Genomic DNA, 14077 nt, shown 5'->3' on the forward strand with positions numbered 1-14077 from the left:
GAAATGGCTATATTAGAGATAGAAAACGCGTCGGTGAGTTTTGGTCCGCCATCGAACCGTACAGACGTACTTACCGATCTTAATTTGAAGGTTAAAGAGAATGAGTTTGTGGCTGTGATTGGTTTCTCAGGTGCAGGTAAGAGCACCTTGATGAACTTGCTTTCAGGTTTGCAGAAACCTACGACTGGGGATGTGTGCTTCAAGGGGGAGAGTGTTAAGGAGCCGGGGCCTGATCTTGGGTTGATGTTTCAAAACTATTCTTTGTTACCTTGGTTAAGTGTGGTGGAGAATGTTGAGCTCGCGATCAAAGCAGTGGAGCCTAAGATTGCTAAAAAAGATCTGCGAGAGCGTGCTCAGCACTATGTGAAAATGGTGAAGTTAGATCACGCCTTCGATAAGAAGCCGCATGAGTTATCTGGAGGAATGCGGCAGCGTGCTTCGTTAGCGCGTACGCTTTCGCTCGACCCAGAAGTTCTTTTGTTGGATGAACCGCTTTCAGCCCTGGATGCGCTAACACGCTCGGAGTTACAGGATCAGATTCTCAACATATGGGAGAAGGATAGGCGCACTGTGGTGATGATCACCAATGATGTGGATGAGGCGGTGTTGATGGCTGATCGTATTGTGCCGCTTACTATGGGTCCTGGGGCGACATTGTCTGATGAATTTACGGTCAATATGGCCCGTCCACGCGATCGTCACACCTTAAATGATCACCCTGAGTTTATGCGGCTCAAGTCTGAGATTACGAGCTTCATGATGGGGCTCAACAAGGAGAGTAAGAAGTTGGGGGGAGAGATCATTCCGATGCCTAAAGTGGTTCCTAAGAGTTTTGCGCCACCGGTGTTGGCGCCGACCTTTAAGCAAAACCCAGTTTCTAGCAACAAATCTGCCTAAGCCATGACTAGTAAAACGAATTCGAAGTTTGTTGAGATATCGAACCTCATCAAGGAATATCCAAATCCATATGGCGATCCATTTCGGGTTGTGGAAGACTTTAACCTCAACATTAAGGAAGGTGAGTTTATCTCTCTGATTGGCCACTCTGGATGTGGCAAGTCGACTGTATTGACGATGTTAGCTGGATTGAATGAGATCTCTGGTGGTGGAATCATCGTGGGGGATAAGGAAATTGATGGTCCAGGTCCTGATCGTGCTGTTGTGTTCCAGGCGCCGTGTTTGATGCCGTGGATGACGGCATACAGCAATGTTATGCTAGGGGTGAAGAATGTGTACCCGCATGTGGATAAGGCAACACAGCGACAGATAGTTGAGCATTCATTATCAGTTGTGGGCTTGGCAGACTCTATGAAAAAGTATCCCCGTGAGTTGTCTGGTGGGATGCAGCAGCGCGTAGGGATTGCTCGGGCAATTGCTCTGCAGCCGAAGGTGCTTTTGCTAGACGAGCCATTTGGGCGCCTCGACTCACTGACTCGAATGGAGCTTCAGGATGTGATCATTGATATTTTAGAGCGTGAAAAGCTTACTGCGATGATAGTGACTCACGATGTGGATGAGGCGGTTTTCATGGCGGATCGTTGTGTGATGATGTCTAACGGTCCCAGGGCGGGCTTGGGGGAGATTTTAGAAATTGATTTTCCGCGCCCTAGGAACCGGGAGGAGGTTTTTAACGATCCGAAGTTTTTCACGTATCGAGAGCACCTCTTGGCCTTCTTGGAGCAGCGATCTCATATCAAGGGGGGGACTCGAGTTTTCTCAGGTGGTGAGACAATGGGATTCATGCACAAAGAGCAAATTCAAGATCTCGCTGATAAGGCGATGGGGGTTGTCGCTTAGTAGTTTCCTCCAATAAGTTTTATTCATGAACACGAATCATGTTTATCATGATTCGTGTTTTTGTGTCTGGACGGGATCTAGCATATGCATTGCTTTCATGTAGAGCGTGAACAACACTGATAAACTCAATGTACTCAATCTGAAGGACCCGAGCATTCGTACTCTACACATTACTTGGGTGGCTTTTTTTATCACCTTTGTGGTTTGGTTTAACCATGCACCTCTCGGTAAAATTATTTCGGAGGCGTTTGATTTAACTAAAGCGCAATGGAAGGCATTGCTGATTGTGAATGTGGCATTGACCATACCGTCCCGAGTGATTGTTGGGATGCTGGTTGATAAGTTGGGGCCTCGCAAAACTTACAGTACGTTGTTGTTAGCGTCTGGTGGTTTGTGTGCGTGGTTTGCATCGGCTCAATCGTACGAGTAACTTGCGATTGCGCGTTTTTGCATGGGGTTTGTTGGGGCTGGTTTTGTAATTGGTATTCGTATGGTGGGTGAATGGTTTCCGGCGCGGCAAGTTGGTCTCGCTGAGGGGATTTATGGTGGTTGGGGGAACTTTGGTTCTGCGGCTGCGGCTATGGCTATTCCATCCATTGCATTGGCGTTTGGAGGTGAAAATGGGTGGAGGTATGCACTCTATTGTACTGCGGTTATCGCATCGAGTTATGGTGTGTTCTATTACATTGTTGCGCGTGATACGCCTGAGGGAGCGACTTACTTTAAGCCGAAGAAGAGTGGTGGCATGGAGGTGAGTGATCGACGCGATTTCTATTTCTTATTGATTATGACGGTGCCCATGTATGCGGCGCTTGCGGTGTTAGCGTGGAAGCTTTCACCTGCTGGCGTGAAGCTGCTGACTCAAAGTGTGGTCAATGTGATATATCTGGCACTCGCATGTCTTTTCGTCTTTCAGGTGAGTTAAATTTACCGTGTGAACAAGACTATGCTCAAAGAAGGTGGGGTTCCTGAGATGTTTCGATATAAGTTCAAGCAAGTTGCTATATTAGATCTTAACTACTTTGTGACCTTTGGGTCAGAGTTGGCGGTAGTCTCTATGTTGCCATTGTTTTTTATGGAGACTTTCGATCTGTCACCCGTGAAGGCTGGTTTGTTAGCTTCTGGTTTTGCATTTATGAATTTGGTAGCACGCCCGGCAGGCGGCTTGATTTCGGACAAATTTGGTCGTCGAAAGTCGATGATGATCTTCATGGTAGGTTTGGCGGTTGGTTATTTCACGATGAGCCAGATTGATAGCAGTTGGGCAATTCCGGTGGCGGTTGCGGCAACCATGATGTGTTCTTTCTTTGTTCAGTCTGGTGAAGGGGCGGTATTTGCTATGGTGCCATTGGTGCAACGCCGCGTGACGGGTCAGATTGCTGGCATGGCTGGAGCGTATGGAAATGTTGGAGCCGTGGTGTTTTTAACTATTTTCTCTTTTGTTGATGCTTCCACGTTCTTCTTGATCATTGCTGGCTCAAGTTCTATTGGCTTCATTGCAACCTATTTCTTAGAAGAGCCAGCGGGGCATACGGCGGAAGTGATGCCGGATGGCTCAGTGGAGCTTATTGAAGTTTCTTAAGAATTTATGATTACGACAGCACCCATCGAATCAGCGCTGAAGGTTTCGGTGGGTCAATGCTCCCGAGCGGGGTTAAAACAGCAAAATGAAGACTGCGTTGGGGTTGAGGTGCCCGACGCGGTTTCATCGTATACGAAAGGTATTGCAGCTGTTGTCGCTGATGGAGTGAGCGCTGCCAGCGGCGGGCAAATGGCTGCTCGTATGTGCGTGCGTAGTTTTATATTTGATTATTACAGTACGCCTGATTCGTGGTCGGTCAAGACCTCTGGGCAGCGGGTGCTGAATGCGCTAAACCGCTGGCTTTACAGTCAGGGGCACAGTGAAGGGTTGGCGAAAGAAAAGGGGTATTTATCTACGCATAGCTCGATTGTTCTGGCATCTAACACTGCTCACATATTTCACATTGGAGACTCGCGAGTGTATCGGCTGCGGGATGAGAAGTTAGAGTTGTTAACCAATGATCACAATACACAGGTAGCGAGAGGGGTAGTTTATCTATCGAGGGCAATGGGGTTGAATTTAAATCCTAAGGTTGATTATCGTGAGGTGGGCTTTGAGCAAGGAGATGTGTTTGTGCTTACGACGGATGGTGTGCACGGTTGGTTGCGCGATAGTGAGATTGTTCAGGTCTTAGGTGGTCATGACTCGTTAGATTCAGGAGCTGAAGCTCTTGTTGAGAAGGCGTTGCTCAAGGGGAGTGACGATAATTTGACGGCTATGGTGCTGAGGGTGGACAGTGTTCCGGAGGCGAGTCAGGAGGAGATGCAGCGATTTTTACGGGAGCGTCCATTTCCGCCGCTGTTGTATCCGGGGATGAAGATTGATGGTTTAGAGGTGGAGCAAATTCTTTTCGAAAGTGCCCGGAGTCAGGTATACAGGGTGGTGGATCCGCTGAGTGGAGAGTGTTTTGCGATGAAGACACCGTCGCCAAATTTCCAGGACGATCCGGCATACATTGACCGCTTTATCGCTGAGGAGTGGATTGGACGCAGGGTTGATCATAGAAATTTGATCAGTGTGGTTGAGCGTAGCTAGAAGCCAACGTTTCTTTACTATTTGATGGAGGAAGTTAAGGGGGAGACTTTAGCTGAATGGTTGGCAGCGCAGAATGGGGAGGTAGACACCTTGAAGATTGTGCGTATTGTTGAGCAGGTGATTTCGGGGGTGAGGGCTTTGCATAGAAAGGAGACGATTCACCAGGATCTGAAGTTGGATAACATCATGCTAAGGGAGGGAGAGCGGCCTGTGGTGATTGACTATGGTTCATGTCGGGTTGAGAGCTTGCATGGGAAAGGTGGTGAACAGCCGATAGCGCTTGGTACGATCGATTTTACAGCTCCTGAATACCGTTTAGAAATTGAGGATTCTATTGGTGTGCGTTCGGATCAATTTTCTATTGCGATGATTGCTTACCATCTACTTTCTGGTGGCAAGTGCCCTTATGGTGAGAGGTGGAGGAAGGCACGGACTTACCGCGATTTTAGTGAGTTACATTACACGCCGATCTATAAGCATTCTCCGATAGTGCCAGTGTGGATGGATGGGGTGCTGAAGCGAGCGTTGAGCATTCATGCTGAAGCGCGCTACGATAGCATGAGTGAGTTTGTGGGTGATTTAAAAGAGCCCAATCCGAAATACATTGAAAGCTGTCATTTACCATTGATGGAGCGTGATCCTTTGCGTTTTTGGAAGGCCTTATCTTTTGTTTTGTTTGTGCTACTTGTGTTGGTGTTGTTTCTGAAGTTTTGATGAATAGTGTTCATAGTCTGGTTGAAATTGTACTCATCAATCTGGATTTGGGTGGCACACAATTTGCTGGGTGATGGGTATGGCAGGACTTGAGAAAGGGCATGTTGATGACCGAGTGGCTCCACCGGCAGCTCTCTCCGAAGGTGATGTTGGTGAGGTTACTCTCATTGATCAGTTGCTTGAGGAGCAGAGAACTTTCAGTGCTGTCGAGAGGTTTAGCCAAAAGCATGAGTATGCCAGTACCCCGATTCAAGAGAAGTACTACAAGGATCTAATTCCCATTCGCAAACCATCCACGGGTGAACAGTATGCATTCGAAGTGGATATGGATAAGTGCACGGGGTGCAAGGCCTGTGTGGTTGCTTGTCACAGTTTGAATGGGCTTAAGGAAAAAGAATCGTGGCGAGATATTGGAACGATTCGTGGGCTTGTTGGAGGTGTGGCTGAGCAACAGACTGTGACCTCAGCGTGCCACCATTGTCTTGATCCTGGATGTTTAAGTGGTTGTCCAGTGGGTGCTTATGAGAAACTCGAAAACACAGGGGTGGTGAAGCATCTCGATGATCAATGCATCGGTTGTCAGTATTGTTCACTCAAGTGCCCCTACGATGTGCCTAAGTATGACGATGCTCTTGGCATTGTGCGCAAATGTGACATGTGTCATGAGCGGCTTGATGAGGGCGAGGCGCCTGCGTGCGTGCAATCCTGTCCCAATGGGGCTATTTCTATCCAGCTAGTGTCGGTTGAGGAGAAGCGCGCTGAAGGGATGCGTGGTGGGAGTATTGTGGCTGGGGCATTTCGCTCAGATTATACTCTGCCGACGACAGCATTTAGAAGTAAGCGTGATTTAGGTGAGAAGATGGTAGCGGCGGATGCTATGGATTTAAGTCCAGCGCATAACCATGTGCCATTGGTTTGGATGTTGATGCTGACTCAGGTGGCTGTGGGCTTGTCAGTAGTTGATGTGTTAGGTCGCATGTTTGCACCTAACTATTTTTCAAGTCTATCACTCGGTCTCTCTGTCTTAGCGGTGGTGTTGGGTGGAGCAGGGTTGCTGGCGAGCGTGCTGCATCTGGGTAGCCCTCTGGGAGCGTGGCGTGTTTTCTTAGGTTTAAAGACTTCTTGGTTGAGTCGCGAGGTGGTTTTGTTTGGGGCTTGGATGCCAGCTTTGATCGGGTATGCAGTTTTTTTGTGGTACCCAGTGATTCAATCTATGTACCCACAGATTTTTGGTTTTGAAATGCCTGCTATGGTAGTTTCGCTGACGGGAGCTGTAGCTGTAGTGTTAGGCTTGGTGAGTGTGTTTTGCTCAGTGATGGTGTACGTGGATACTAAGCGGGAATTTTGGAGTTTCGCCAAGACGTTGAGTCGCTTTGTCGGTACGACTGTGCTGGGTGGCTTTGCAGGATTGGTGGCAGTTGAGGTATTGTTGCATGGTGTGTCGAGCTCATGGAGTGTGATTGGTTTTACAGTGGCCGTGTTGGTAAAGATGTTGATTGAGGCTCTATTGATCACTCCGGCTAGGAATGCAGAGTGGAGTTTTGCAAAGAAGAGTGCGCTGATTCAATTGAAGTCGTTGAGTGGGCTCTTAAAATTGCGCTGGGCATGTTTTGTTGCTGCCTCATTGGTTCTCACGCTTGGGCTTTTTTACGCGCCCATCAGCCTTCTATGTTTGCCGATTATCTTAATGGGAGAATGGTTTGAGCGGAGTCTCTTCTTTCAAGCTGTCGTCACCTTGAAAATGCCCGGCGAACTGAGCCCAGTACATACCCACTAGAAGATATGGCCACACTTACACAAAGACTCGAAAAGGTGTTACCTCCAATCCGGCAATGGGAGGGGCCTAAGACCGCTGAGCTGTTGCGCTCACCAGGAAAGTTTGGGTTGGGTCAAGTTCCTGAGAAATTGGTTCCCGATGCGACAACTAATGTGGTTTGTGGTTTTTGTTCAACTGGTTGTGGACTCAATATGCACTTAAAGGATGGTCAGGCAGTGTCTTTAACGCCTTCTACTCACTATCCGGTGAATTTGGGGATGGCTTGCCCAAAGGGGTGGGAGGCGCTGACGCCTCTCGGTGCAGAGGATCGTGCGACTCGGCCAATGCTGCGCAATCAGGATACGGGAGAGCTTGAGGTCGTGAGTTGGGATCAAGCGATGCGATCTTTTTGTGATGCATTTAAAAAGGTGCAATCTGAGCATGGAGACGAGTCTGTCGCCTTTATCAGTACTGGACAGATAGTGGCTGAGGAAATGGCATTTTTGGGGGCGCTCGCAAAATTTGGCATGGGGATTAAGCATGGGGATGGGAACACGCGCCAATGTATGGCGACCTCGGTTGTAGCCTATAAGCAAAGCTTTGGTTTTGATGCGCCTCCCTATACCTATCAGGATTTTGAAGAATCCGATGTGATTGTTTTGGTTGGGTCGAACCTCTGTATAGCGCATCCGATCATGTGGCAGCGGATAGAACGCAATCGGAACAATCCTGAGATTGTTGTGATTGATCCACGCAAGACAGAAACAGCTGTCGCGGGGACGCAGCATTACCCGATCTTACCCAAGTCCGATTTGGTCTTTTTCTATGGATTAGCCAATCTTCTTATTGAACGTGGTTGGGTGGATGAAGACTATATTGCACAATCCACTTGCAACTTTGAAGGGTTTAAGGAGCATGTGCGTGCGTTTGACTTGAGGAGGGTGGAAGAGGTGGCTGGTATTTCATCTGATCAGATGCATAAGTTGGCGGAGACGATTCATCGTGGGGAGAGGGTTTCATTTTGGTGGACGATGGGGGTGAATCAGAGTCATGAGGGGGTGCGGACGGCTCAAGCAATCATCAATCTAGCGATAATGACGGGGAATATGGGGCGGCCAGGGACTGGGGCTAACTCGATCACAGGTCAGTGTAATGCAATGGGTTCACGCCTGTTCTCTAACACCACAAATTTGCTGGGTGGGCATGATTTTGCGAACCCGGAGCACCGAGCTAAGGTGGCTAAAGTGATTGGTGTTGAAGAAGAGCATATTCCTACGGGCTTAGGCTGGGCTTACGATCAGATTATTGACGGCATCCACGAGGGTAAGATTAAGGGGTTGTGGGTGCTTGCGACGAATGGGGTGCATTCATGGATTGAACAGGATAGGTTCAAGGAGGCAGTTGAAAAGCTAGATTACTTGGTTGTTCAGGATATGTATGCAAACACTGAGACTGCTGAAGTTGCTGATTTGATCTTACCTGCTGCAGGTTGGGCTGAAAAAGACGGGGTGTTTATCAATTCTGAGCGTCGGATTGGCTTGGTGAAAAAGGTGTCTCAAGCGCCAGGGGAGGCGTTATCTGACTTCAACATTTTCAAGCTGATTGCCCATTACTGGGGAGTGGGAGAGCGATTCAGAAAATGGACGCACCCTGAGGCTGTTTTTGAGATGTTCGGGCATCTTACAATGGGACAGCCCTGCGATTTCTCTGGGATCACTGGCTATCGGATGGTGGATGACATGGGAGGGATTCAGTGGCCGTGCCGGAGTGATCAAGTGGGGGAGGTGGTGGAGGATAATCAACGTAGATTATTTTCTGATGGGAAGTACTATCACGCTGATCAGAGGGCCAAGTTTGTGTATGGTGAGGTGACGCCTGTGGCTGAGCCGACCTGTGATGCATTTCCTTATGTCTTACTCACTGGGAGAGGAAGCACCGCTCAATGGCATACCGAATCGCGGACGAAAAAGTCAGAGGTGTTGCGCAAGCTTCATCCGGATCAGTTATATGTAGAGATGCACCCAGACGATGCGCGCAAGTTGGGAGTGGAGCCCAATAGTCGTGTGGTGGTTAGGTCACGAAGAGCATCTGTGGCTGCAGTAGCGAGTGTGACGCCGAGTGTTTCCCCCGGTCAGTTGTTTATGCCGATGCATTACAAGGAAATGAATCGACTGACGAAGGGAAGTTTTGACCCATACTCGCGCCAGCCGAGTTACAAGTACTGTGCTGTGACGGTGGAGAGGTGAGAGGGCTTATTCGATGTGCGTCATTTCGTGGACGATGAATTCATCCACGCAGCCTTCAGTTGCTTCTAGGTAATTCGCGATGTGTGGGCTATTCATATGGACCTGCCAGAGTTCGCGGTTCTCCCAGTTTTCATGGAAGATGAAATGGGCAGGGTTGTCGTTATCTTGGTGGAGGTCGTAGTTGATGCATCCGTCTTCGGCGCGTGTGGGCGCTATGAGCTTGAGGAGTTCAGCTTTGACGAGGTGTGTTTTATCTTCACGAGCGCGGATGTCGGCTATGATAGTTAATTTACTCATAATAATGGATTTTTAAAATGTTAGAGAGTTTCTACTCAAGAGGACATTGTGCTGGGCGGCAAGGAGATAATATATGGAGTGGTGTGGGCACAAAAAAGCCGCTCACTGTGTGAGCGGCTTTTGAGAAAAAATAAAACTTAGCGAAGGCTTAAGCTTCGAGAGCTGCTTTTTTAGCCTTTTTGATGATGCTGCGCACGGTGTCAGATGGCTGAGCTCCGTTTGCGATCCAAGCATCTGCTTTTTCAAGATCGATGGTGAAGTTAGTACCTTCAAGCATTGGGTTGTATGTACCGATTTGCTCGATGTAACGGCCGTCGCGACGCTTGCGGCTGTCAACGGCTACGATCTTGTAGTAAGGACGATCTTTCGTACCTTGGCGATTTAGTCTGAGTGCTACCATAATAATTTAATGTTATTTGATAAACGCTTCACCAGAGGAGTCTGGGTCGGCGGGTGGGCGGAACTTGCACAGGAGAGGGTGTTTTGCCAAGGGAAATCGTTCTATTTTGGTGAAAAAGTGACCAAGAGGAGCAGAAAAATGCTTTAGTGGCTCGATTGTTGGTTGCTGAAATGGGATTTGCTGGTAAGAAGTCGCTCCGCCCAGCAAGGGAGAACGTAGAAACACCAGAGACATGAAGCAAGCCAAGTTTATCGATAATATCCGCGTGTACTGCAAGGCAGGAGACGGAGGAAATGGTGTTGTTCATTTCCGTCGTGAGAAATATTTGCCTAAGGGAGGACCTGATGGTGGTGACGGCGGTGATGGAGGCGACATTATTATTGAGTGTAGTCCTCACACCGACAATCTGCGTCAATTTTTCTACGACCCTAAATTGGTAGCCAAGGGTGGTGCGCATGGAGCTGGTGCGCGCAAGCACGGTAAGAATGGCAAGAAGGTGATTGCTAAAGTACCTCCGGGTACAGTGATTTACAAGAGCCCTGCGTTATCGCTGAAGGAAGCGGTAGAAATGGAGCGTGGTGAAGGGATTGATTTGGATCCAGTCGTCGATTTGACAACGCCTGGAGATACTTTTGTGCTCTGTGAAGGTGGTAAGGGTGGTAAGGGTAACTGGCACTACAAGTCATCAACCAACAGAGCGCCTGAAGAGCACACCTTGGGAACTGAGGGGGATGAGGGTGTGTATTATTTTGAATTGCGCCGGATTGCTGATGCTGGGATGGTAGGATTTCCCAATGCAGGTAAGTCGACGCTAGTCGGAAAGTTGTCAGCCGCTGAGCCCAAGGTGGGTAACTATCCCTTCACGACATTGCAACCCACTGTAGGGGTGGTTGAATTTCCGGGATACCGTCGCTGTACTGTTGCGGATATTCCTGGTTTGATTGAGGGGGCGCATGAGAACCGTGGGCTTGGGCATGAGTTTTTGAGGCACATTACTCGTTGTCACCTTTTATTATTTGTCGTCGACATGGCTGGATTTGATGGTCGTGACCCGATTGAAGATCTACAGATTCTCAGAACTGAGGTGAAGATGTACGATGAGGAATTGGCAAAGTTCCCGTGGGTGGTAGTGGCTAATAAGATGGATTTAGAAGGTGCTGAAGAAAATCTAGAGAACTTCAAGATGCGTTTCCCTAAGGTGAAAATCATTCCTATTTCCGCTGAAAATGAGGACGGACTAGGAGAGTTGCGGGCCTATCTCGACGAGACAGTGGGCTACCACTTGCATGGAAACGCGCCTGATGAATCTGAAGAGGAAATTGATGATTTAGAGTCCTTTGTGGAGCGGGGTGACGCTTAGTGTCAACTTGTTGAATGCCATTTTCACGCATTTCAAGTAATTCGTGACTTATCACATTTTCGTCTATGGGACCTTACGTCGTGAGGCGTCAAATGCACACCGCATGGCGTCGGCCTCGTTCGTGTCGACCGCTATAGCTCATGGGAATCTTTACTGTGTCGATTGGTACCCTGGTCTTGTTCTAAGCAACAGTGGGAGGGCGGTGATTGGCGAGGTGTACACAGTGGATGAGAATACACTGGCGCAGCTCGATGCGTACGAGGGGGAGGAGTACCGCCGTGTCTTGAGCGCAGTCGAATTAGAAGATGGCTCTGTGGCTGAGGTGTGGGTGTGGGAATATGTGAGAGAGGTGAGTAGTCTCACATTGATTGCATCGGGGGATTGGTTGGACGTTTAGCGAGTGGGTTGTGAGACTGTTTCGTTCACCAAGGTAATTTTGGTTTTGTTGTAGTAATCCTGTGGGGTAAAGAGCCAGCCACCATTGGTGTCTATGCGGCGGTAGCCAGTGGCTTTGAATTCAGGCAAGAAGAGATTGCTTGCTGGTTCGTATATTTTGCGACCTGTGAAGTGACCGGTGATGCGGTAATTCGAATTTTGATCGTATCCGTGGCGAGCGTTGCTCGGTCCATCTTCTGGGAGTCTGTCAGGTTGTCTGACGGAGTCTTCGTTCATGACGACCAGCTGAGCTTTGGACCATGGTTGGCGGGGTTTGCGGACGTAGCCCCAGAACCGCGTTTTTTCAACAAAGTAGCGACGCCCGTAGTAGAAATTACCAGATTCTTCTGTGGCGATTTCAAGTGCACGCATTTCTGGGGTGACTTCACTTTGTCCCATATTGGGTGTGCGCGAGCTGCTCATCGGGACGCAGCTTGTTGCTGAGAAAACTGCCGCAATTAGAGCGGTGCTTTTAAGTGTCATCGAAAATCCACGGGTGCATTGCATACGACGGATACTTGATAGATTTCAGTTTGGGTCAAATCAATTAGATTGATGAGTGGTAGATTCCATGGATTCAAGCGAGCCGGTGGTTGGCTCGCTTGAATGGGTGAGCAGAGTATCATTCTATTTCCTTCTGCGGAAAATCAATGCCACACCTCCAAGGCTGAGTAAGGTAAGGGATGTGGGCTCAGGTACGGCGGCAGTGGCTTCAAATGCAACCTCGGACAGGCCAACATAGTCATTAGTAGATCCGCTGTGTGCGGAATCGATTTCAAGTCGAACATGTGTGATGTTGAGTTGAGTGCTGCCAAAGTTTATTGTTTGGGCTAGTTCTACGCCTCCGCCAGCTTGGGCGAGTGAACCATCAGTGATTATTTGTGTGAAGTTAGTTCCATCTGATGAGACGAATAGATCAAATTGGTTAACACCACGTGCAGTTAGTCCAGCCTGGTTGTGGTTCCACACATACATGTCAGAGATGTTGTAGGCTCCGCCAAGTGAGAATGTGAGGCTTTGATCATCGACTGTGGCGGGGCCGGTTCCGGGGTTTGCATCAGCTGCGTGCCACATTGTAGCTGAGTTTGAATTATTGTCGTGAGTGGCAGTAGCTCCCGTTCCAGTTAGGCCAGAAAGATTAATGATGTTAATGGCTGGGGTGGAAACTCCACCATTTCCGTAGAATGATGTCGCGGACACGGAATATGGGGGACAGGAATGCAGCGTGAGTCGTGCTTATAAGAGTGCAGGCTCCGAGCACGTGAAGGGGTAGTAGTTTATTCATATAGTTTACAATTTCTGAGTATCGATGATTAGTGGGGGGCTATTCATCAAAGAATGACTCCGAAAGTTGTCTGCGGGTGTCACATTTTTGTGTTTTTTAATATGCAAAGTGGGGGCGTCCGAGGTCGGGACCTATTTGGCGCGTGTTAGCTTGGTTGCGCGGCCTGTGACGTTCCAGTCTTGGACGTAGAGGTTGCCAGCGCTGTCAAATGATAGGCCATGAGGTGCTGAAAATAGGCCGATTTTTTGCTGTTCGGGTTTCACTTTCATGTTGGCCCAGAGTGACTTGTTAGGGTTGTCACCTAAATGGCTAATGTGGTTGCCTTCAGTATCTAGAATGGTGACGCGAGCTTCGAGCTCTGCGACTGCACAAAAATGCTTGTGGAAGGAGACGGCGCATGGTCGTCTCAAATTTTTTGCATAGATGCCTAGGAAATTGCCCTCGAGGTCGTAGTGGACGAGGCGTCTATTCTCACGATCAACAACAAGTAGGCGAGGAGTGCCGAAGCGGTGATCGATTGCTAAATTATGGGGAGTTTTGAGCTGGTTGTATTTTTTGCCTCTCTTGCCGAAATGGAAGAGGTGTTTCCCTTGGTTGTCGAATTTGTGGATGTACTGTGAGCCATATCCAATAGAGCAAAAGATGGAGCCATCTGGAGCGACAGCGACGCCAGTCATGCCGCTAAAGCCTCCAGGGATTTTGCCTGATTTTTCATTTGGGATTTCAATGATGGTGTTGCCATCGAGATCTAACTTTAGGATTTTTTCAATGCGTTTACCTCCGTAGGCGTTCAATTGGGCGCCGTAGATGTATTCTTTGTCACCTTCTTTGCGAATGGTTATTTGGTGGAGGCCGCGGGCTTGTGGGGCGATCGTCTTGACTAGTGATCCGCTCTCGTTGAATACGTAAATTGAAGCTTTCCCGTCAGTGGAGAGGTAGATTAATCCTGCCTCATCGATTGCGACACCTCCGTGGGTCGGGCCTAAATTTTCACCATTCTCTAGAGTGCCCCAGTTTGGGTCAGCTTGGTAGATAAATTCTCCAGAGCCTGTGGGTTTGTTAGGTTCTGCGATGACATCTTTCGCTGCATGGTTGTGGTGTTCATGTGCGTAGAGCACGTTTGAGGTGATGGATAGACAGCACATGAGTGCAATAGGTGTGTTTTTCATA

The 14077-nt window shown here is 48.7% G+C and carries 12 protein-coding genes and 2 pseudogenes; 9 read left to right on the forward strand and 5 right to left on the reverse strand.

Annotated elements, in window-relative coordinates; all coding sequences use genetic code 11:
- Positions 1-3 precede the first annotated feature (3 nt).
- From ACFSW8_RS04630 to ACFSW8_RS04660, 7 genes and pseudogenes are all read left to right on the forward strand, one after another.
- Positions 4-897, forward strand: a complete 894-nt coding sequence (locus tag ACFSW8_RS04630) for an ABC transporter ATP-binding protein (protein ID WP_377090330.1) — start codon at positions 4-6, stop codon at positions 895-897.
- Between the two features lie 3 nt (positions 898-900).
- Positions 901-1797, forward strand: coding sequence for an ABC transporter ATP-binding protein (locus tag ACFSW8_RS04635; RefSeq protein WP_377090331.1), 897 nt, complete (start codon positions 901-903; stop codon positions 1795-1797).
- A gap of 106 nt (positions 1798-1903) precedes the next feature.
- Positions 1904-3379: pseudogene (locus ACFSW8_RS04640) on the forward strand (NarK family nitrate/nitrite MFS transporter).
- Between the two features lie 6 nt (positions 3380-3385).
- The gene (locus tag ACFSW8_RS04645; protein ID WP_377090332.1) at positions 3386-4414 is read left to right on the forward strand and encodes a PP2C family protein-serine/threonine phosphatase; all 1029 of its coding nucleotides are present in this window, start codon (positions 3386-3388) and stop codon (positions 4412-4414) included.
- 18 nt (positions 4415-4432) lie between these two features.
- Positions 4433-5128: pseudogene (locus ACFSW8_RS04650) on the forward strand (serine/threonine protein kinase); the annotation flags it as partial.
- A 79-nt stretch (positions 5129-5207) separates the two neighbouring features.
- Complete coding sequence (locus ACFSW8_RS04655) at positions 5208-6905, forward strand: DmsC/YnfH family molybdoenzyme membrane anchor subunit (RefSeq protein ID WP_377090334.1); 1698 nt, start codon at positions 5208-5210, stop codon at positions 6903-6905.
- Positions 6906-6910: 5 nt separating this feature from the next.
- Positions 6911-9130 (forward strand): molybdopterin oxidoreductase family protein, encoded by a 2220-nt coding sequence (locus ACFSW8_RS04660; protein ID WP_377090335.1) that lies wholly within the window; start codon positions 6911-6913, stop codon positions 9128-9130.
- Between the two features lie 6 nt (positions 9131-9136).
- Here ACFSW8_RS04660 and ACFSW8_RS04665 read toward each other — a convergent pair whose 3' ends face one another.
- Both ACFSW8_RS04665 and rpsP read right to left on the reverse strand, forming a co-directional pair.
- On the reverse strand, positions 9137-9427 hold the full coding sequence (locus ACFSW8_RS04665) for a putative quinol monooxygenase (protein ID WP_377090337.1): 291 nt from the start codon (positions 9425-9427) through the stop codon (positions 9137-9139).
- A 148-nt stretch (positions 9428-9575) separates the two neighbouring features.
- Complete coding sequence (gene rpsP / locus ACFSW8_RS04670; RefSeq protein ID WP_377090338.1) at positions 9576-9827, reverse strand: 30S ribosomal protein S16; 252 nt, start codon at positions 9825-9827, stop codon at positions 9576-9578.
- Positions 9828-10059: 232 nt separating this feature from the next.
- Between rpsP and obgE the strand changes: the two genes are divergently transcribed.
- Positions 10060-11187 carry a GTPase ObgE gene (obgE, locus tag ACFSW8_RS04675; protein ID WP_377090343.1) on the forward strand — a complete coding sequence of 376 codons (1128 nt, stop codon included), beginning with the start codon at positions 10060-10062 and terminating at the stop codon, positions 11185-11187.
- A gap of 43 nt (positions 11188-11230) precedes the next feature.
- Positions 11231-11584 (forward strand): gamma-glutamylcyclotransferase family protein, encoded by a 354-nt coding sequence (locus ACFSW8_RS04680; protein WP_377090344.1) that lies wholly within the window; start codon positions 11231-11233, stop codon positions 11582-11584.
- Here the strand turns inward: ACFSW8_RS04680 and ACFSW8_RS04685 are convergent.
- The 3 genes from ACFSW8_RS04685 to ACFSW8_RS04695 all read right to left on the reverse strand — a co-directional run bounded on the left by ACFSW8_RS04685 (position 11581) and on the right by ACFSW8_RS04695 (position 14076).
- Positions 11581-12021, reverse strand: coding sequence for a hypothetical protein (locus tag ACFSW8_RS04685; protein WP_377177574.1), 441 nt, complete (start codon positions 12019-12021; stop codon positions 11581-11583). The genes ACFSW8_RS04680 and ACFSW8_RS04685 overlap by 4 nt on opposite strands.
- A 228-nt stretch (positions 12022-12249) precedes the next feature.
- Positions 12250-12822, reverse strand: a complete 573-nt coding sequence (locus tag ACFSW8_RS04690) for a discoidin domain-containing protein (protein WP_377090347.1) — start codon at positions 12820-12822, stop codon at positions 12250-12252.
- A 216-nt stretch (positions 12823-13038) separates the two neighbouring features.
- Positions 13039-14076, reverse strand: a complete 1038-nt coding sequence (locus ACFSW8_RS04695; protein WP_377090349.1) for an NHL repeat-containing protein — start codon at positions 14074-14076, stop codon at positions 13039-13041.
- Position 14077 lies beyond the last annotated feature (1 nt).

The sequence above is a fragment of the Rubritalea tangerina genome (assembly GCF_042683245.1).
Classification (GTDB): Bacteria; Verrucomicrobiota; Verrucomicrobiia; order Verrucomicrobiales; family Akkermansiaceae; genus Rubritalea; species Rubritalea tangerina.

Coding starts and splice junctions, on each gene's coding strand:
- ACFSW8_RS04635 (WP_377090331.1), top strand. CDS start 901: ATGACTAGTAAAACGAATTCGAAGTTTGTTGAGATATCGAACCTCATC.
- ACFSW8_RS04660 (WP_377090335.1), top strand. CDS start 6,911: ATGGCCACACTTACACAAAGACTCGAAAAGGTGTTACCTCCAATCCGG.
- obgE (WP_377090343.1), top strand. CDS start 10,060: ATGAAGCAAGCCAAGTTTATCGATAATATCCGCGTGTACTGCAAGGCA.
- ACFSW8_RS04685 (WP_377177574.1), bottom strand. CDS start 12,021: ATGGGACAAAGTGAAGTCACCCCAGAAATGCGTGCACTTGAAATCGCC.
- ACFSW8_RS04665 (WP_377090337.1), bottom strand. CDS start 9,427: ATGAGTAAATTAACTATCATAGCCGACATCCGCGCTCGTGAAGATAAA.
- ACFSW8_RS04645 (WP_377090332.1), top strand. CDS start 3,386: ATGATTACGACAGCACCCATCGAATCAGCGCTGAAGGTTTCGGTGGGT.
- rpsP (WP_377090338.1), bottom strand. CDS start 9,827: ATGGTAGCACTCAGACTAAATCGCCAAGGTACGAAAGATCGTCCTTAC.
- ACFSW8_RS04655 (WP_377090334.1), top strand. CDS start 5,208: ATGGCAGGACTTGAGAAAGGGCATGTTGATGACCGAGTGGCTCCACCG.
- ACFSW8_RS04695 (WP_377090349.1), bottom strand. CDS start 14,076: ATGAAAAACACACCTATTGCACTCATGTGCTGTCTATCCATCACCTCA.
- ACFSW8_RS04630 (WP_377090330.1), top strand. CDS start 4: ATGGCTATATTAGAGATAGAAAACGCGTCGGTGAGTTTTGGTCCGCCA.